This is a genomic window from Mucilaginibacter gracilis (genome assembly GCF_003633615.1).
GTDB lineage: Bacteria > Bacteroidota > Bacteroidia > Sphingobacteriales > Sphingobacteriaceae > Mucilaginibacter > Mucilaginibacter gracilis.
Window position 1 is genome coordinate 2,703,260 of record NZ_RBKU01000001.1, and the last position, 17,998, is coordinate 2,721,257.

At 41.5% G+C, this 17,998-nt stretch carries 18 protein-coding genes; 13 read left to right on the forward strand and 5 right to left on the reverse strand.

The genetic code is table 11. The features are described from left to right. Positions 1–8 precede the first annotated feature (8 nt). Positions 9–251 carry a DUF6364 family protein gene (locus BDD43_RS11600; protein WP_121197825.1) on the forward strand — a complete coding sequence of 81 codons (243 nt, stop codon included), beginning with the start codon at positions 9–11 and terminating at the stop codon, positions 249–251. Beyond that, entirely contained in the window at positions 248–661 is a 414-nt protein-coding gene (locus BDD43_RS11605; protein WP_121197826.1) for a type II toxin-antitoxin system VapC family toxin, read from the forward strand. Before BDD43_RS11600 ends, BDD43_RS11605 begins: the two co-directional genes overlap by 4 nt. A gap of 94 nt (positions 662–755) precedes the next feature. Here BDD43_RS11605 and BDD43_RS11610 read toward each other — a convergent pair whose 3' ends face one another. The 3 genes from BDD43_RS11610 to BDD43_RS11620 are packed head-to-tail and all read right to left on the reverse strand — an operon-like array spanning position 756 to position 2,289. Continuing rightward, a complete protein-coding gene (locus BDD43_RS11610; RefSeq protein WP_121197827.1) occupies positions 756–1,232 on the reverse strand; it encodes an SRPBCC family protein in 477 nt (158 codons plus the stop codon). Between the two features lie 21 nt (positions 1,233–1,253). After that, positions 1,254–1,775, reverse strand: a complete 522-nt coding sequence (locus BDD43_RS11615; RefSeq protein WP_246001547.1) for a TlpA family protein disulfide reductase — start codon at positions 1,773–1,775, stop codon at positions 1,254–1,256. A 40-nt stretch (positions 1,776–1,815) separates the two neighbouring features. Then, a complete protein-coding gene (locus tag BDD43_RS11620) occupies positions 1,816–2,289 on the reverse strand; it encodes a ribonuclease H-like YkuK family protein (RefSeq protein WP_121197828.1) in 474 nt (157 codons plus the stop codon). Between the two features lie 102 nt (positions 2,290–2,391). On the opposite strand from BDD43_RS11620, the gene BDD43_RS11625 reads away from it, so the two are divergent. Genes BDD43_RS11625 through BDD43_RS11635 form a run of 3 tightly spaced genes read left to right on the forward strand, consistent with a single transcriptional unit; the run spans position 2,392 to position 4,693 of the window. After that, entirely contained in the window at positions 2,392–3,225 is an 834-nt protein-coding gene (locus tag BDD43_RS11625) for a DUF4397 domain-containing protein (RefSeq protein ID WP_121197829.1), read from the forward strand. 19 nt (positions 3,226–3,244) lie between these two features. Next, on the forward strand, positions 3,245–3,988 hold the full coding sequence (locus BDD43_RS11630) for a DUF4397 domain-containing protein (protein ID WP_121197830.1): 744 nt from the start codon (positions 3,245–3,247) through the stop codon (positions 3,986–3,988). Between the two features lie 54 nt (positions 3,989–4,042). Beyond that, entirely contained in the window at positions 4,043–4,693 is a 651-nt protein-coding gene (locus BDD43_RS11635) for a DedA family protein (protein ID WP_121197831.1), read from the forward strand. Positions 4,694–4,763: 70 nt separating this feature from the next. Here the strand turns inward: BDD43_RS11635 and BDD43_RS11640 are convergent, their stop codons facing one another. Beyond that, positions 4,764–5,729, reverse strand: a complete 966-nt coding sequence (locus BDD43_RS11640; protein ID WP_121197832.1) for a zinc dependent phospholipase C family protein — start codon at positions 5,727–5,729, stop codon at positions 4,764–4,766. Between the two features lie 183 nt (positions 5,730–5,912). Further along, positions 5,913–7,160, reverse strand: a complete 1,248-nt coding sequence (locus BDD43_RS11645) for a transglutaminase-like domain-containing protein (protein WP_121197833.1) — start codon at positions 7,158–7,160, stop codon at positions 5,913–5,915. A gap of 323 nt (positions 7,161–7,483) precedes the next feature. Between BDD43_RS11645 and rpsT the strand changes: the two genes are divergently transcribed. The 8 genes from rpsT to BDD43_RS11685 all read left to right on the forward strand — a co-directional run bounded on the left by rpsT (position 7,484) and on the right by BDD43_RS11685 (position 17,855). Continuing rightward, positions 7,484–7,738: a 30S ribosomal protein S20 gene (gene rpsT, locus BDD43_RS11650; protein ID WP_121197834.1), complete on the forward strand. Its 255-nt coding sequence runs from the start codon at positions 7,484–7,486 to the stop codon at positions 7,736–7,738. Between the two features lie 92 nt (positions 7,739–7,830). Next, the gene (gene radC / locus BDD43_RS11655; RefSeq protein ID WP_121197835.1) at positions 7,831–8,532 is read left to right on the forward strand and encodes a RadC family protein; all 702 of its coding nucleotides are present in this window, start codon (positions 7,831–7,833) and stop codon (positions 8,530–8,532) included. A 120-nt stretch (positions 8,533–8,652) separates the two neighbouring features. After that, positions 8,653–11,052, forward strand: a complete 2,400-nt coding sequence (gene pheT / locus BDD43_RS11660) for a phenylalanine--tRNA ligase subunit beta (protein ID WP_121197836.1) — start codon at positions 8,653–8,655, stop codon at positions 11,050–11,052. A 180-nt stretch (positions 11,053–11,232) separates the two neighbouring features. Next, on the forward strand, positions 11,233–11,523 hold the full coding sequence (locus tag BDD43_RS11665; RefSeq protein WP_121197837.1) for a hypothetical protein: 291 nt from the start codon (positions 11,233–11,235) through the stop codon (positions 11,521–11,523). A gap of 22 nt (positions 11,524–11,545) precedes the next feature. Then, the gene (locus BDD43_RS11670; protein ID WP_121197838.1) at positions 11,546–11,836 is read left to right on the forward strand and encodes a cell division protein ZapA; all 291 of its coding nucleotides are present in this window, start codon (positions 11,546–11,548) and stop codon (positions 11,834–11,836) included. Positions 11,837–12,062: 226 nt separating this feature from the next. Next, positions 12,063–13,625 (forward strand): ribonuclease Y, encoded by a 1,563-nt coding sequence (rny, locus tag BDD43_RS11675; protein WP_121197839.1) that lies wholly within the window; start codon positions 12,063–12,065, stop codon positions 13,623–13,625. Positions 13,626–13,667: 42 nt separating this feature from the next. After that, positions 13,668–14,219: an Mpo1 family 2-hydroxy fatty acid dioxygenase gene (locus BDD43_RS11680; RefSeq protein WP_121197840.1), complete on the forward strand. Its 552-nt coding sequence runs from the start codon at positions 13,668–13,670 to the stop codon at positions 14,217–14,219. 288 nt (positions 14,220–14,507) lie between these two features. Then, positions 14,508–17,855 carry a TonB-dependent receptor gene (locus tag BDD43_RS11685; protein ID WP_121197841.1) on the forward strand — a complete coding sequence of 1,116 codons (3,348 nt, stop codon included), beginning with the start codon at positions 14,508–14,510 and terminating at the stop codon, positions 17,853–17,855. Positions 17,856–17,998: the final 143 nt, after the last annotated feature.

The following is a 17,998-nucleotide window of genomic DNA, read 5'->3' on the forward strand; positions in this document are numbered from 1 at the left end:
GCACGTGCATGAATACCAAGTTAACATTGACAGTGGAAAAGAACGTTATTGATAAAGCGAAACGTTATGCCAAAAATACAGGCAGAAGCTTATCTGAACTTGTGGAGAATTATCTTGAAGCCCTCACGCAAGAGAATAACGATGTTGTGCCTTCGCCTAAATTGCAAAAAATAATAGGTGCAGTTACCCTCCCGATTGATTTTGACGAGAAGAAGGAGTTAAGGATATATTTTGAAAATAAGCATTTATGACTAATGTATTTGTTGATACAAATATAATCATCGATCTTCTCGCCGATAGGCAACCCTTCAGTAAGTTCGCGATCGAAATTTTTGATAAGGCTGAAAAAAAACAAGTTCAACTATATACATCATCTCACTCATACGCCACTACGCACTACCTGTTAAAAAAATATTTACCTGAGCACGAATTAAGGGAACTATTACTTTCTCTTTTAGATATGGTAACTATAATTGCTGTTGACGTTACCATCATTAAAAATAGTCTCCAATCTAAGCATAAAGACTTTGAAGACGCAATTCAGATCTTTGCAGCCAATACTATTCCACAGATGGATTTTCTCGTTACCCGCAATTTAAAAGATTTTAAGGATACCGGAGTTAAAGTTCTTCCTCCCGACGAATTATTGCAATACATTTAGATTATTGAGTTATTGAGTGAAATTGGGATAATAAAGTTAAACATTATAACCTTAATAACAATTAACACAATAACAATTACTCAATAACTAAAAATTATCGCTCTTTATAAACACCAAACAACTTGTTAATTTCCTTTTCGCGAAAGTTGAACACTTCTTTTATTTCTTTTTCAACCAGTATGGTGTTGGCTAAGCGGCCAATTATGCCGTATGGTATGCCGTAGGTTAAAATATCAGTCATCTGTACGCCACCTTTAATCTCTTTAAAATGGTGTTCGTGGTGCCACATGGCATAAGGGCCTGTTCGTTGTTCGTCCACAAAATACACATGTTCTTTAACATGCGTTATCTCGGTAACCCAGTTGAGTTTTATGCCAAATACTGGCGATACTTTATACGAAATGAGCATCCCCGGATACATTTTAGTGTCAGCCGAAAAATCAGACGTGATAATGAAATTCATTTTAGCCGGAGTGATTTTTGAAAGATTAAGCGGAGACGAAAAAAAGTCCCAGGCTTCGGCAAGTGGAATTGGCAAATTATGCTCAAATTTAAAACGGTATACTTTCACTTTTAATTAACTTTATAGGTGTTAAATTGTTTCTTTTAATTTCCTTTTTATCAAGGCAACCAGCACATCAAAATCGGCAGGGGTATAGCCGGTAGATTGATAAATGATTTTCCCGTTTTCGTCCAACAGCACACTCCGCGGAATGTATTGTGTGGCAAAAAGGCTAAAAACCTTGCGGCCCTCGTCTGGCAACATTAAAAAGGTGTATTGGTTGCTGGCTTTAAAGGTTAACACCTTGTCCCAGCCTTCCTCACGTCCAAAAATAAATAGCGCAAATTTAGGGTTGTTGCTAAATTTATCCCATATCTCCTTTTGCACCCTCGGTAGTTCCTGGCGGCAGGGGCCGCACCAGGTGGCAAAAAAGTTAAGCAATACAATTTTTCCGTGGTAATCCTGTATGTTAACTGTTGTGTTTTTGTCAATGTCAAAATTAAAGGCGGGGGCAGCATCGCCAATTTTAAGTAAAGTGGAGGCGTCGTTTTGCTGGGCCCGGCCTAAATGCGGAGCAATAAAAAGCAGTATAAGCACAGCTAAATTTTTCACGGGGTGTATTTTCAGCAATATACAACATCCCGGGCAAAATTTACTGCACTATTTTATTTGCACAGTACGAACTTGCAAAAGCTTCGGGTTTGGCCTTAAATACAAAGCCCATGCTTAAAATGTAACCCATTGCTTCGTGCAAAGCCTGGTTCGATTTAAACATCGGGTTGGTGTTAATATCGGCGTGTACTTCAAGCTCCACATCATACAGGTCCAGCAGGTCGCATAACTTGTAGGCAATATCTATTGATTTTTGTACTTCGCTAAGCATGCGCTCCTTAATGGTCATTTTTTGCGATGTGCGTTCCTGGTGTATAAACATAAAGCCACCGCGTTGTTCGCGCAAAAAAACAATTACCGTAGCAAAATCGGTAACATCACCTTTTACCTGCGAGTCTGTACCAATACAAACCTTTAACTTATTGCCCAGGTTTGCTTCGCGTTCAATAGCCTTCTCAACTTCTTCGATAATGGGCAGCTCAATAATTTCGCCGCTAAATTTTCTCCAGGTCATATGTTATGTGGTTATTTTTAAAGCAACCTAACATTAGGTTTACTAAAGTTAAGGGTTAAATAACCATAGTAAGTAAACTGTGTGTAATTTATTTGTTAACATATGCTTGCATATCAACACTTTATGGCTTTTATGCACTTAAAGCAATATTCGGCAGTTAATTTTTTTTATGGCAGGGGCGGTAATGCCATACCTATGCAACAAACAAATTCGTTAATTAGGTATTATAGGTTTATTTTTGGCCATTGCAAAATCATGAAATCACGAGCCTGGCAGTATTTATTAGCATTATTTTTACCACTTTGTGCGCTATGGGCCTGCAACCCCAAAAGTGCCGATTTGCCTGCGCCGCTTCCAAAAGTTGCATCGGTAGGGTTTTATAACCTGATACCCAACCAGGTGCCTATCAACATGTACGTGAGTGGTACACGCCAAAACAGCAATAAAATTTCCTATGGCGATTTTTCGGGTTATATGAACATCTTATCCGAACAACGCAATATTTCGTTTAAAACCGATACTTTACGCCAGCAAATATACTCGGCAACAATCACGCTCGATTCGCTTCAAACTACCCTATTTGTTACCGGCAAGCCCAGTGCAGTAGCCGTAATACAGGCGCGGGATACAGCTTTGGCCGATGCCGTAAATGTTAAACCCAAACTGCGGTTTATACAAGCATCTGCCGATGCCCCACCGCTTGATTTGGTGCTCAATAACGTAACCATAGCAAACCAGGGCTATAAATCAATATCGGCATTTAACCGGGTTGATACCGGTAAAGTAAACTGGAGCCTTAACCTGGCGGGCACCAATACCTATGTTATAAAAGGCACTATTAGTTTTACAGCCCACAGCGTTTATACCATGTATGCATATGGCTCATACCTGGGCGGGGCCAATTCTTTAAGTTTAGGCATCAAAATAAATCATTAACGGCTTATAAAATTAAAAAATGCGTTATACCACCACTAAGCTATTCACGTTTGTATTTGCAATATTGGGTTGTGCATTTATGTTGCAGGTACTTTCATCGTGCGGTGGCAGCAGTAGTGTAATTACCGCGGCAGGCACCAATACCACCAAGCTTGTTATAGTAAATGCCAGCTCCGATGTTGGGCCACTTACGGCATTTATAAACAGTTACCAGGTGGGTATCAGTACCAATACCACCACATCGGCGGCGCGCACCTATTTCAGATACACCGATGTACCAACCTATTATGGTGTAGGCACGGGCTTGCTTACCTTACAACTCCGCACCGATCATTTAATCAACCTCACATCCGATACCCTTACCACCATATCAGGCCGGGGCTATTCGCTGTTTTTGGTTGGCCTGGCATCTATAGATAGTTTGAGCACTATTTTAATAAGCGATTATTCGCCCACACCTACGCTGGGTATGGGTAAGGTAAGGTTTTTAAACGCTTCGCCCCGCACGCCTGCGCTCAATATTTATATCAACGGCACGCTGGGCTTTACCAAAATGACCTACAAAAAAGTTTCTGATTATATTGAACTACCTGCCGGCTTGTATGATTTTAAAATGACGGCCACCAGTTCGACCAGTAGCGTACTTACCGATTTGTCGCGCGTTACCGTACAAGACGGCCGCTATTACACCCTGTACAGCAAAGGTATGGTTGGCCGCACAGATACCGCCGCCGTTAGCCTTAATGTTATTACCAATAAATAATATACACTTTTAAGCTATATATTTTTATTTTTGCTTAACTAAAACCCTGCTATTTTGGAATTTATTAAAACCCTGATCGATTTTATACTGCATATTGATAAGCACCTGGCCGTTATTACCAACGAATACCAGGGCTGGACATACCTTATACTTTTCGCTATTATTTTTGCAGAAACAGGTTTTGTAGTTACCCCCTTTTTACCCGGCGATTCGCTGTTGTTTGCCGCCGGAGCCCTGATAGCTGGTGGCCATTCGGGCTTGGATATATTTTTGATGGGCCTTTTATTAATTGCTGCTGCCTTTGCAGGTAACACGCTCAACTACCAGTTAGGCAAGCTTTTAGGTGTGAAGGTTTTTAAGCCCGAAAACAAAATACTTAAACTGGATTACTACCTCAAAACAAAATCGTTTTTTGACGAGCATGGTGGTAAGGCCGTTATATTTAGCCGGTTTTTACCCATCATACGCACCGTTGCCCCCTTTGTAGCAGGCGTTGGCCGGATGCCTTTTTTACGTTACAGCATTTACAACATTGTTGGCGGCGCGGCATGGATAATAAGTTTTTTAGTTATAGGTTACTTTTTTGGTAATATCCCTGTGGTAAAACAAAACTTCACTATCGTGGTGCTTGTCATTATTTTACTATCGGTTGTTCCGCCAATATACGCATCCATCAAAGCCCGAAACAATAGTAAAGCAGCTTGATTAAACAGTATTTGGCACCGACTTACTATTAATTGTTTTTAATTTTTCCGGTTATCGATATTATCTTCTTTCATTTATCCGCAACTGCCACTTTACCTTGCCTGTATAAAAGCAGTTCGTAATTAGTCTGTTTCGCCTTTATCGGGTCAATTGTGCTTTTATCTATCAGCTTATTCAAATCCGGTTGCCCGGCATCAACCCAGGCCGAAAACCAAAAGCAACCAATCTCTAAAATAGCTGCGCGCATTTGCCGTTCAACCATGCCATGCAAAGCGGTTTGGTATGCGGCAGCATATTCAACCGAGTAATCTTTGTTTTTACGGCCATTGCGTTTCACCATTTCAAACTTTTTGTCGGGTGTAAAAGTCGCATTCAGCCGCCGCTCAAAAACCAATACCGAATCTACACATCTAAAAGTTTTGCGGCATATTTTCCAGGCTTCCTTTAGCGGGCTTTCAATGTAATGCGCGCGGCCCACGTTATAGTTGTAGCCGTCGCTAAAAAGTTCGGGTACGCGGGTTTCCCAAAAGGAGTGTATTCCGGTTTGGTTGGTTAACTGCCCGTTATAATTCTCGGTTAGGTGTAAAGGCACGTGAGCATCGGCAATATAGTGGCCCAGGTTGGCCGATGTGCGCAAAATAGCCGTCGTGTCTTTATCCTTAAAAGCTTGCACCAGCTTATAATAATAATGCTGAATGGTCCAGGGTACGGTGCCATACTTATTTAGGCTATCTGCCGAGTATTGCCGCTCGGCCTCCGCCCAGCGTTGGGGCATTTTATCAAAAGGTTTTTTGCCATAATGGTCGGCATCAAAAAAATGGTGCGGGCCCTCTGTGCTGTCAACGTAGCGTTTCTTATCAGGGTCAACAGCATGTTCGGTAACAAAGTCTATATTGGCCAGGTAAAACGGCAACATGCCCTTAGGCAACGTAAAAATAGCCACCCGGTTAATACGTTTATGCGCGAAGAACCCCCACGACGAACAGAGAACGATAATTAATGTGCAGGAAAGTAAAAGGGCAAACTTTTGCTTCATGCTTTAAATATCAGCAAAAGTTTGCAGGTAATTGTACCCCTAAAAAAAATTGTCATTGCGAAGAATGAAGCAACCGCACGTACGCATGTTCGCCCTGTATAACGATCCGGCCTACGAGCGGTTGCCACGCTATCGCTCGCAATGAACAATTTTGCATGTTTACTAATGGCCTTAATTCAACCCTTACTTACCAACCGGTGCTGCCCAAAACGCAGCCGGGTTATTGGTATTGTAATTATTATAAGTAACATGGTCTACATTACTGGTACTGCTCGTTTTTTCGGGAGTTTGTTTAAAATAATCAAGCGGTAATAGTTGTATATAACTCACGGTTTTATTGGGGGTGCGGGTTTCGGTATCGTACTCGCTGCTGGTAGCACATTCAAGGCGGTACAGGTTTTTGGCCATATAATAATTAAGGTAGTACTCCTTGCTTTCCGAACTGATATGGTTCCAGTTGGCATCCGGGTTAATAATGAGTGTTTTATCATTAATCAGCCTTTCTCTAACTTCTTCCAATCCAAGCAACTGACCTTTTTCGTCCATTACGTAGGCACAAAAGGTAGGGTCTATCCATATCCATTTTTTAAGCGAGTTAATGTACACCATATTAATTACATGGCAATCGTTATCAATTTGCAGGCTATCTTTAGGCAAACAGGTAACAAATCTCGATTTAATACCCATCGACAGGTAGCATTCGTTCAGCACAGTTGCCAGTCCGCGGCAGTTTAATCCGCGTTTTTCCTGCTTGCAAACGGCTATCATACTCAAGGCATTTTTTACAGTAGGGTTGCCGTGATTACCATCATGCGGAACCAGGTTATGTATCCAGTACATCAGGTTAATTACTTTAGATACCTCGTTACCCTTACCGGCGATAGAATCCAGATTAAAGGTTTTGCGCAAAATAACCAGGTTGGGGTTATCGGCAGCCTGGTAAGTAAACTCGGGTAAGGTGCGTTTTTCGGCAGCGTTGTATTTGGCCGCATGTTTAATAATATACATATAATCGCCAACCTTGCGTAGCGGCGTAATAAGGGCAATGTAACCGGCATCGTTGCGTATATAGTCTAAATCGCTATCGGTACTAATGTGGCTGTAATCCACATATCCCGCTTTGATGGATTTATCCAGATAATCAATAGCCATCTTTTTGTTCTTTAAAATCGCGTAAGTGCAGCAAAAATTATAGTAACCGTTGATAAGGTAATTTCTATAATATTTCTGATCCTGGTCTGGCAGTTTACTGTATTTGGCTTTAAAATCGTCAAACAATTCGCCATACATTTTTACATCGCGCTTCTCGTAAGCGTCCTGCATTAATTTCGACTGGGTTTGTGCGTAATTTTCAAATTCTTTGTTCTCGGCCCTGGCAACGGTGCCAATACAAAATAAGATGAGGGTAAGAGTAAATACCTTTGTTTTCATTGTAATGGTAATAGAGTTAACAGATATGATGATGACTCCATTTTTTTACAAACGTTGCAAGGAAACGAAAAAATATTTTGACGATTGGTAATAAAATTAGTGAAGATCAATGAAAACTTAGTTCGATAGGGCTAAATTTGAAATGGAAGGTGCTTCATACTACCCGTAGCGTAAATGGCCTCGCATAACATTGAAAGGCAATCTCATATCTAAAATCTCAATACTAAAATCTATTTGTACTTTTTTTCAATTCTCTTTTGTAAATTCAAAACAAGTCCCTATATTTGCAGTCCTTAAAACAGAACGAATAATAGCTATAAGCAATGGCAAATCATAAATCATCAATAAAAAGAATCAGGAGTAACGCTGCGAAGCGCTTACGCAACAGGTATCAGGCAAAAACCACCAGAAATGCCATCAAAAGGTTAAGAAGCACAACTGCTAAGGCAGAAGCTGCTCCACTTTTATCTAAGGTGATTTCTATGCTTGATCGTTTGGCTAAAAAGAACGTTATCCACAAAAACAAAGCTTCAAACAATAAGTCGAAACTGACTAAATTTGTTAACACTTTAGCTTAGTAATATATTTAGCTTTATGGCTTTAAAAAAGCGTACCGATAAAATAGGTACGCTTTTTTGTTTTTTAACGGTTTTTTAATAGGTTTAAACCGATGGAAAAACCATATCAAGCCAACATTACCATAAAAAGCTGGGCCGAGGAAGACCGCCCCCGCGAAAAGCTGTTGGGCCAGGGCAGGCGCACCCTAACCGATGCCGAACTTATTGCTATACTCATAGGCTCGGGCAGCCGTAACGAAACAGCCGTTGAGTTAAGCAAACGCATTCTCCATCATTATAAAAATGACTTAAATGCCCTGGGGAGAGCCTCCGTGGCCGAGCTTTGCAAGTTTAAAGGCATCGGCGAAGCCAAAGCAATTTCGATAGTTGCAGCTTTAGAACTGGGCCGCCGCCGCGGCGATACCGACGCTGCCGAAGTGCAAAAAATTACCGGTAGCCGCGATGCTTACAAAGTATTGAACCCCCTGCTTTCCGACCTTAATCACGAAGAATTTTGGATTATACTGCTCAACAAAGGCAACAATGTTTTAAGCACACACCTCATTAGCAAAGGCGGTATGGCCGCCACCATTGCCGACCCGAAGATTATTTTCCAGGTAGCATTAGAAAAACATGCAGCATCCGTCATCTTGGCCCATAACCATCCGTCGGGCTCACTAAAACCAAGTGTCGATGATTTGAATCTAACCAAACGCCTCATTGCAGGTGCCCGGTTGCTGGACATCGTTATATTCGACCATCTCATTATAACCGACAAAGCCTATTTTAGCTTTGGCGACGAGGGAATACTTTAAATGTGCAAATGAAACCGTGTGCAGATTGAGTAACCGATTTCCCGATTTTAAAAACCTTTTAGCTTTAGCCTTTAAGCTTTCTGCTTAAATTGTATCTTTGCGGTTCATTTTTTTGCAAGCATGAAAATCTCGTATAACTGGTTAAAGCAATTCATACAAACAGATAAAACTCCCGACGAACTATCGCGTATTTTAACGGCGATAGGTTTGGAGGTAGAAAGCCTCGAAAAAGTGCAGGCCATTCCCGGCGGCCTGGAAGGCTTGGTTATCGGTTTTGTAAAAGAGTGCGGCCAGCACCCCAATGCCGATAGGCTGCGCATTACCAAGGTAGATGTAGGCAGTGGCGAGGATTTACAGATAGTTTGCGGTGCTGCCAATGTAGCTGCCGGTCAAAAAGTAGTGGTAGCAACGGTAGGCACTACCGTGCACCCGCTAAAAGGCGAACCATTTAAAATTAACAAATCGAAAATACGCGGCGAAGAAAGCCAGGGCATGATATGTGCCGAAGATGAGGTTGGCCTGGGCGAATCGCACGAGGGTATTATGGAGCTTGCCGCCGATGCCGAGGTAGGCTCGTTAGCCAAAGATTATTTTAAAGTAACCGACGATTACCTGTACGAAATTGGCCTAACGCCAAACCGTGCCGATGCGGCTTCGCATTTAGGCACCGCAAGGGATATTGCCGCGTTTTTAAAAATAGAAATTATTAAACCGGATGTAAGCGCATTTAAGGTTGATAACCAAAGTTTAACCATCCCGGTTGAGGTAGAAAATGCCGCAGCAGCACCGCGTTATTCGGGCTTAACCATTTCGGGTATTCACGTAACCGAATCGCCTAAATGGCTTAAAGAAAAACTGGCCGTAATTGGCATACGGTCTATCAATAACATTGTTGATGTTACCAACTATGTATTACATGGCCTGGGCCAACCCATGCACGCTTTTGATGCCGACGCTATTACAGGCGGCAAGGTTGTAGTTAAAACAGGCCTGGAAGGCGTTACCTTTAAAACGCTTGACGATGCCGACCGCAAACTCTCGGCTGATGACCTGATGATCTGCAATGCCGAAGAGCCAATGTGTATAGCTGGCGTATTTGGCGGTGCTAAATCGGGCGTAAGTGAAGCCACTAAAAACATATTTTTAGAGAGTGCTTATTTTAACCCCGTATCGGTACGTAAAACATCAAAAAGGTTTGGCCTAAAAACCGATGCTTCGTTCCGTTTTGAACGTGGTACCGATCCGGACATAACGGTGTTTGCCTTAAAATATGCTGCGCTGCTTATTAAAGAAGTAGCGGGCGGTAGTATCTCGTCCCAAATATCCGATTTTTACCCCGCACCAGTTGCCCCCTTTGAGGTTGAACTGAGCTACGAGCATGTTGACAGGCTGATAGGCAAGCAAATCCCTCACGGCGAAATTAAAGCTATTGTTGCCGCTTTAGATATACAAATAACCGGCGAAACCGCCGAAGGTCTTTCGCTTAAAGTGCCGCCATACCGCGTAGATGTTACCCGCGATGTGGACGTAATTGAAGAGATATTGCGCATTTACGGCTATAACAACATCGAGATACCTACACAAATACGGGCATCGCTCAATACATCGGGCAGGCCCGATAAGGATACCGTACAAAATACCATATCAGACTTGTTAAGTGCCAACGGCTTTAACGAAATCTTATCAAACTCGCTCACCAAATCGGCCTATGCCGAAAATATCGACGAGGCTGTTAAGATATTGAACCCCCTGAGCAGTGATCTGGACATTATGCGCCAAACCCTGCTTTATTCGGGCCTGGAAGCCGTGGCCTATAACCAAAACCGCCGCAATGCCGACCTTAAATTTTACGAGTTTGGCAAAACTTACAACTTGCGCGAAGAGAAGTATGTAGAAAACTCTCGCTTCGCTATATTTTTAATCGGCGCAAAGCAAAACGAAAACTGGAATGCCAAAACAACAGCGGCAACGTTTTATAACCTCAAAGCCATTGTTGACGGTTTGATGGAACGCTTAAACGTTAACGATTTTACCATTGAAGATACCGCCGATGTCAATTTTGCTTACGGCTTAAAATACAACCGTGGCAATAAAACCCTGGTTAGCTTTGGCGCGGTAAGCAAAGCGGCACTAAAAAAAGCCGATATAGATAAAGAGGTTTTTTATGCCGACTTTAACTTTGATGTATTGCTTAACCTGGTTAAAAAAAATAAAATTGTTTACCAGGAAGTATCCAAATTCCCGGCCGTTAGGCGCGATTTGTCGATGCTGATCGATCAGGCTGTATCTTTTGAGCAATTGAAAACCATTGCCCAAAAAACCGAGCGCAAACTGTTAAAGGGCGTTAACGTGTTTGATGTTTACCAGGGCGATAAATTGCCGGAGGGTAAAAAATCGTACGCGTTGAGCTTTGTGATACAAGACGAAGAAAAAACACTTACCGATAAAACTATTGATGCCGTTATGCAAAAGCTCATTTACAATTTTGGTAAAGAAGCCGGTGCCGAAATCCGTAAATAACAAGGTTTTATTAGTTATTTGTTATTAAGTTAATATGTTGTTAAATTTATCTGATATTTGTAGCTGGTTATTGAGTTAGCTGTTATTAGGTTATTAAGTATTGATCCGCACCAGTATTTGTCACATATCAACATAAACAACCCGGTAACTTACAATATAATAACACAATAACGAATAAAAATGGCTGCATTAGCTGAACACCTTGATAAAGTTATAGACAAAACAGAGAGGTTAATTGAGCTTTGCAGTGCTTTACAGGAAGAAAACGATTTGATGAGGTTAGAAAATCAATCGTTAAAAGTGGCCCTAACGGCAAGTAGAGAAAAGAATAAAGAGTTTGATGAGAAGCTTCGTGTATTGAAGCTTGCCAAGTCGTTTTCAGAAACAAATGAGAAAACCCTTGACATCAAGCAAAAAATTAACGAATTTGTGCGGGAAATAGATAAGTGTATTGTATTGCTTAAAAAGTAATACAAAAAAGTGAAAATGCTCAATGGGAGAAATCTCCATAAAAATAAATATTGCTGACAGAGTTTACCCTTTAAAGGTAAACATGGAAGAGGAAGAGATAATACGCAGAGCTGCTAAACTGATTAACGACCGGGTAAAAGAATACCAGGAAAATTACGCAGTTAAGGATAAGCAAGACCTGCTATCGATGTGTGTGCTACACTACGCTACAGCGGCTTTAAAGGCCGAAAAGAGGGTAGGAGTAGAGGATGTAGAGGTGGCAGAGCGGGTTTACCAGTTGGATAGTTTGTTAACGGAGTTTTTCTCAAAGTAATAACGTTCTTTACACATACAAAGCATATTAAAAATTTAGCCGCAGTTAAATTTTTAAGTTTCACTATTTATAAACTTAACACTTCAATATCAGCGAAGGCAGGTGAGGATGTACGTTATTTCGTCATGATTTAACGATGATCCGGCTTTCAAAACATTATCGAAGTTTAGTAATACATGAGGCTTAAAATTTAGTTGCGGTTTTTTTATTTCATACCAATTATATCATGAACATATTATATTTAATTATCGGGCTTTTAGTGGGCGTTGTTACTGGCGTTCCTATCGGCCGTTTTTTACTCAGAAAACTCTTTAAAGATCAGGAAATAGCAGCACAGTCTAAGGTAAAAAAAATACTGAAGGAAGCTGAAAACGATGCCGACATATTAAAGAAGAACCGCCTGCTTGAAGCAAAAGAAAAGTTTTTGCAAATGAAAGCCGAGCATGAGCAGGAAGTAAACTCTAAAAACAACGCCATTAACCAGCGCGAAAATAGTTTAAAGCAAAAGGAGCAATCGTTAAACCAAAAGCTCGAAAATGCTAATCGCCGCGATCAGGAAGTGGAAAACGTGAAGAAAAACCTGGAAAAACAAACCGATATTGCCATTAAAAAGCAGGAAGAGGTTGAGTTGTTAAAAAATCAGCACGTACAACAGTTAGAAAACATAGCTGGCCTATCTGCCGAAGAAGCCAAAAACCAATTGGTTGATAACCTGCGCGAAGAGGCCCGTACCAAAGCCATGATGCAGATTAAGGATATTGTTGACGAAGCTAAGTTAACCGCTACCAAGGAAGCTAAAAAGATAGTTATCCAAACTATCCAACGTACCGCTACCGAAAGTGCTATCGAAAACACGGTATCCATCTTCAATATTGATAACGACGAGGTAAAGGGCCGTATTATTGGCCGCGAAGGCCGCAACATCCGTGCGCTGGAAGCCGCTACCGGTATCGAGATCATTGTTGATGATACTCCGGAAGCTATCATCCTATCCGGTTTTGACCCCGTTAGGCGCGAAATTGCCCGTTTAGCCATGCACCGCTTAGTTACCGACGGGCGCATACACCCGGCACGTATTGAAGAGGTGGTTGCCAAAACCAAAAAGCAAATTGAAGAAGAAATTGTTGAAATAGGCGAGCGTACCGTGATTGATTTAGGCATTCACGGCCTGCACCCCGAACTGATACGTATGGTTGGCCGTATGCGTTACCGCTCATCATACGGGCAAAATTTGTTGCAGCACTCGCGCGAGGTTGCTAACTTTTGCGCCACTATGGCTGCCGAATTGGGCCTTAATGTTAAATTGGCCAAACGCGCAGGCTTACTGCACGATATAGGCAAGGTGCCTGATGATAACCCCGAATTGCCACACGCTATTTTAGGTATGCAACTGGCCGAGAAATATAAAGAACACCCCGAAGTTTGCAACGCCATTGGTGCCCACCACGATGAAGTGGAAATGACGAGCATGATATCGCCCATCATTCAAGCTTGCGATGCCATATCGGGCGCACGCCCTGGCGCACGCCGCGAAGTTGTTGAAAGCTACATTAAACGTTTAAAAGAGCTCGAAGAACTGGCACTGTCGTACCCGGGTGTCGAAAAAACCTTTGCTATACAAGCCGGCCGCGAGTTGCGCGTTGTTGTAGAAAGCGAAAAAATAAGCGATGCCCAGTCGGAAATATTGGCTGCCGATATTTCAAACCGCATTCAAACCGAAATGACCTATCCCGGCCAGATCAAGGTTACCGTTATCCGCGAAACCAGGTCGGTAGCGTTTGCTAAGTAACAGCCTCGTATAACCCTCTCCAAAAGGAGAGGTCTTTTTAATATGGCAAATACAAAAAAAAATAAATCAGCATCCAAAAGCCTCCCCCTTGGGGAGGTTGCAGGGTCTGTTCGCCAGGTTGATGTTTATTTTAACAAATACGCCGACAGCCATCAAAACCACAGCAACGAGTTAATTCATTGGGTATGCGTACCGCTTATTGTATTCAGCTTGCTGGGTTTGGTATGGTCAATTCCATTTCCGCACATCGGCTTTTTGGGCAGGTACAATGGGTTTGTTAATTGGGCGTCGTTCCTCATCGCTTTTTCTATTTACTACTATTACCGTTTGTCGCCTGTGTTATCCTACTGTATGTTGTTGCTAATCTTTATCTTTAGTTATTTTATAATCGGGTTAGAAAACTGGCAGCATGCGGGTGGCCCTATGCTATGGCAATCATGTTTGGTTGTTTTTGCGCTTTCTTGGGTGGGGCAGTTCATCGGCCATAAAATAGAAGGCAAAAAACCTTCATTTTTTGATGATATTAAGTTTTTGCTCATCGGCCCAATATGGCTGCTGCATTTTGTCCTGCTTAAACTAAAAATTAAGTATTGATCGATTTTCAATTTCGGACGTTTAATTTGGGATATTTTTAATTTGCTAACTTGCTTCCCGTGCCTAACCCTTCCCTTCGGCTTTACCTTGTTGACTCCCAACTCTCTAATTCCGACTTTAGTCTTCCCATTCTCAACTCCTTAGTCAATGTTAAATCAATGTTAAAAATAGGTTGAAATTACATTAAAACATAGCGGTCAATTTCCTCTAAAAATAATGTTGCATTAACATATACTTAATGTGCCAGGGCAACCTTTGTGCTCAAATCAATATACAAAATCAAGCACAATGAAAAAACTTTACCTATTAGCCTTAACACTCGTAATACTCGGTATAACGGGCGTGGCAAATGCGCAAATTACCAGTGCAATAATCAGTGGTAAAATTGTCGATCAAAAAGGTCAAACAATCCCTGGCGCATCTATTGTAGCTGTAAATACCAGCACAGGCACCAAATACGGTACCCAAAGTAATGCCGACGGACGTTACTCTATCCCTAACGTTAACCCGGGTGGCCCATACACCATCAGCGCCAGCTTTATCGGCTTTAAAAAAGAAGAGCGTACAAACATTACCCTTACTTTGGGCGGTGTAACTTTCAACTTTAAACTAACAGATGCTTCAACCGAGTTAAAAGCAGTTAATATTACCGGTACGCCAACCAAAAACGGCGCAGGTACCAATGTTAGCCAGGCCCAAATTCGCAGGTTGCCATCTATCAACCGCAGCTTGCAGGATGTTACCCGCATCACACCGCAAAGCGCAAACAACTCTTTTCAAGGTACCAACTTTCGTTATAATAACATAACGCTTGATGGTGCTATTAATAACGATGCTATTGGTTTTAGCCCTTCATTAGGTGGCCAAACTAACCAAAGCGGTTCGGTAGGTAGCAGTACACGTACAAGCCCGGTATCATTAGATGCTATTCAGGATGTACAGGTATTTGTTGCCCCTTTTGATATTAAAATTGGTAACGTATTAGGTGGTAGCATTAACGCGGTAACCCGTAGCGGTACAAACACAGTTACCGGTTCGGTTTACGGTTATGGTCGTGGTGCTTTTATGGTTGGCCCAAACAACGCTCCAGCCAATGTTGGTGGCGACGGTGCTAAAGAACCAAACGATTTTCATGATTATAACACCGGTTTCCGTTTAGGTTTTCCTATTATAAAAGACAAATTGTTCTTCTTTACCAACGAAGAAATTTCGCGCCGCCGCGATCCTGTTATCAGCGGCGCAGGTACTTCCGGTTCGGCAGCTATCCTTTCTTTACAGGATGCTAAAGACCTTACAGCGGCATTTAAAGCTTACACAACCGATGCTGCACATCCAAACGGCATCGACCCAGGTACTTACGATAATACTTCCATCTACTCAAACTCAAACAAGTATTTTAACCGTTTAGATTGGAATATTAACGATAAAAACCAGTTAACTTTACGTAACAACACTATTACCTCAACAGCTACTAACTTAGAGCGCGATAACGCTAACTTCCGCTTTAGTGGTATTGACTATACTTCGCATAACAATTCAACATCGTTTGTTGCCGAGTTAAAATCAAGGTTATCAAATAACGTAAACAACAACTTGTTACTTGGTTATTCAAATGTTCACGATTACCGCGATCCTAATTCTGATCCTTCATTACCGCAACTTGAAATTACAGGCCGCACCCCGGGAACTACCATTTTTATGGGTACCGACCGTGAAGCCTCTATTTTTGATATGCACCAAAAAGTAATGGAGTTTACCGATAACTTAACCGTAACAAAAGGCATAAATACCTTTACATTTGGTACCCACAACGAGTTTTACGATATTACATATAATTTTGTAAACTCCTGGAATGGCCGTATTGCTTTTGGAAGTATTGATAAATTTACCGGTCTTAACGGTGCTACTTTCGGTCCATCGCGTGTGAGGACAAATTATTACTATACCGATTATTCGGCTAACGACCGTGCTACCATTTTGGCTAACCCTTCGGCCAAATTTAATGTTAACTTGCTAAGCGCTTACGCTCAGGATGAGATACAAGCTTCTGATAATTTAAAAATCACAGCAGGTATTCGCTTAGATTATGCCGGTGTACCAACCAAGCAACCATTGGCAGATAGAACAACCAGTGCAGCAGTTGATGTTAACTACGGTAATACTTTTACATATACTAAGCCTGCAGATATCAAAAACAATTATTTAAATGATGTGCAGATCAATCCACGTATATCTTTTAACTACGATCCAAATGGCGATCAAAGTGTAATAATACGCGGCGGTACAGGTACCTTTACAGGTCGTGTTCCATTTGCATGGTTTGGTTATGCGTTCTATAACAATGGTAAAACTTTTGGTGCTTATGATACATCAACAGGATACTCCACATATACGCCAAATCAATTGTTAGGTTCTTCGGCAAATGGTAGGTTAGGGTTTGTTCAGGGTCAGGTTTATACTGCTGCTACAGCAGGTACTAATACATCTCTCATCGGTCAGCCTATCAACACTACATCTACAGGTGCTACACAGGTTGACTTAATTGACAATAACTTTAAAATGCCAAAAGTTTGGAGAACAAACTTAGCTTTTGATGTTAAAACTCCCGATCAGTGGAAATTTACATTAGAAGGTATTTATACCGATGTTATCCGCGATTTAAAATTTCAACAAGTTAATACTGTAGATAAAGTTGCCTACTATCCTTACGATGTTAACCACATACAGCCTATATTTGTTAACCAAAAGGTTTCATCTAACTTTACCAACGCTTACGAGTTATCAAACACTAACCAAGGTTACCGTTACAGCATTACTGGTCAGGCTGCTAAATCATTCCCTTTCGGTTTAGATGCTAACGTGGCCTATACCTACGGCCAATCTAAAGATGTTACCAACGGTATCCGTAACTCAATGGAATCCAACTGGCAGTTAAACCAGGCAGCTAATCCAAATAACCCACAAGCTGCTTACTCTAACTTTGATATCCGTCACCGCATCGTTTCAACGGTTAATTACAGGTTAGCTTACGGAAAAGATAAAAGCCTGGTATCAAACTTTACTTTCTTCCTGAGTGCGCAATCGGGTAATCCATATACTTATGGTTTCTACAACAAGGCAATTGATGGCACCGGTCAACAAGTTAACGTTGCTTACATACCTAAAGTAGGCGAAACTATCAATTTGTTCAGCACTACTCCAAACAGTCCTTCATTAGCCGAAGAAACACAAGCTGCTGCATTCGATCAATACATCAACAGCAACCCATATTTAAGCTCACGCCGCGGTCAATTCACCGAGCGTAACGCTGCCCGCACACCGTGGAATACTGATCTTGATTTCCGTTTCACTCAGGATTTTAACGTAGGTGCTAAACACAAACAAGTTATCACCATTACTTACGATATTATTAACTTAACCAACCTGTTGAACAAAGATTGGGGACATTATTACTTCTCATCAAACACTTTCAATTCAACAGCTAGTGTGGGTTTAGCACAAAAAGTTACACCATCGTTTGCAAACGTATCTACAACAAACCCAACCTACACCTGGACCGATCCGGGAACACCTTATCAAGTTGATTTGTTCCAATCGCGTTACCAAATGCAATTGGGAGTGCGTTACACCTTCTAATAGGCAACGTAACAACTCAAAAAAAAGAAAAACCCGGTTCAACATATTGTTGAACCGGGTTTTTTTATGCCCATTGTTTTGAAACCCGATGCTGCCGCAATGTTTTTTACAAACAAAAATAACGCCACATACCTAATAACCTG

Excerpts from the sequence above, each read along its gene's own strand:
- BDD43_RS11600 (WP_121197825.1), top strand. The coding sequence starts at position 9 with ATGAATACCAAGTTAACATTGACAGTGGAAAAGAACGTTATTGATAAA.
- BDD43_RS11630 (WP_121197830.1), top strand. The coding sequence starts at position 3,245 with ATGCGTTATACCACCACTAAGCTATTCACGTTTGTATTTGCAATATTG.
- BDD43_RS11685 (WP_121197841.1), top strand. The coding sequence starts at position 14,508 with ATGAAAAAACTTTACCTATTAGCCTTAACACTCGTAATACTCGGTATA.
- BDD43_RS11625 (WP_121197829.1), top strand. The coding sequence starts at position 2,392 with ATGCTTGCATATCAACACTTTATGGCTTTTATGCACTTAAAGCAATAT.
- BDD43_RS11665 (WP_121197837.1), top strand. The coding sequence starts at position 11,233 with ATGGCTGCATTAGCTGAACACCTTGATAAAGTTATAGACAAAACAGAG.
- BDD43_RS11605 (WP_121197826.1), top strand. The coding sequence starts at position 248 with ATGACTAATGTATTTGTTGATACAAATATAATCATCGATCTTCTCGCC.
- BDD43_RS11640 (WP_121197832.1), bottom strand. The coding sequence starts at position 5,729 with ATGAAGCAAAAGTTTGCCCTTTTACTTTCCTGCACATTAATTATCGTT.
- BDD43_RS11680 (WP_121197840.1), top strand. The coding sequence starts at position 13,668 with ATGGCAAATACAAAAAAAAATAAATCAGCATCCAAAAGCCTCCCCCTT.
- BDD43_RS11620 (WP_121197828.1), bottom strand. The coding sequence starts at position 2,289 with ATGACCTGGAGAAAATTTAGCGGCGAAATTATTGAGCTGCCCATTATC.
- pheT (WP_121197836.1), top strand. The coding sequence starts at position 8,653 with ATGAAAATCTCGTATAACTGGTTAAAGCAATTCATACAAACAGATAAA.
- BDD43_RS11645 (WP_121197833.1), bottom strand. The coding sequence starts at position 7,160 with ATGAAAACAAAGGTATTTACTCTTACCCTCATCTTATTTTGTATTGGC.
- rny (WP_121197839.1), top strand. The coding sequence starts at position 12,063 with ATGAACATATTATATTTAATTATCGGGCTTTTAGTGGGCGTTGTTACT.
- radC (WP_121197835.1), top strand. The coding sequence starts at position 7,831 with ATGGAAAAACCATATCAAGCCAACATTACCATAAAAAGCTGGGCCGAG.
- BDD43_RS11670 (WP_121197838.1), top strand. The coding sequence starts at position 11,546 with ATGGGAGAAATCTCCATAAAAATAAATATTGCTGACAGAGTTTACCCT.
- rpsT (WP_121197834.1), top strand. The coding sequence starts at position 7,484 with ATGGCAAATCATAAATCATCAATAAAAAGAATCAGGAGTAACGCTGCG.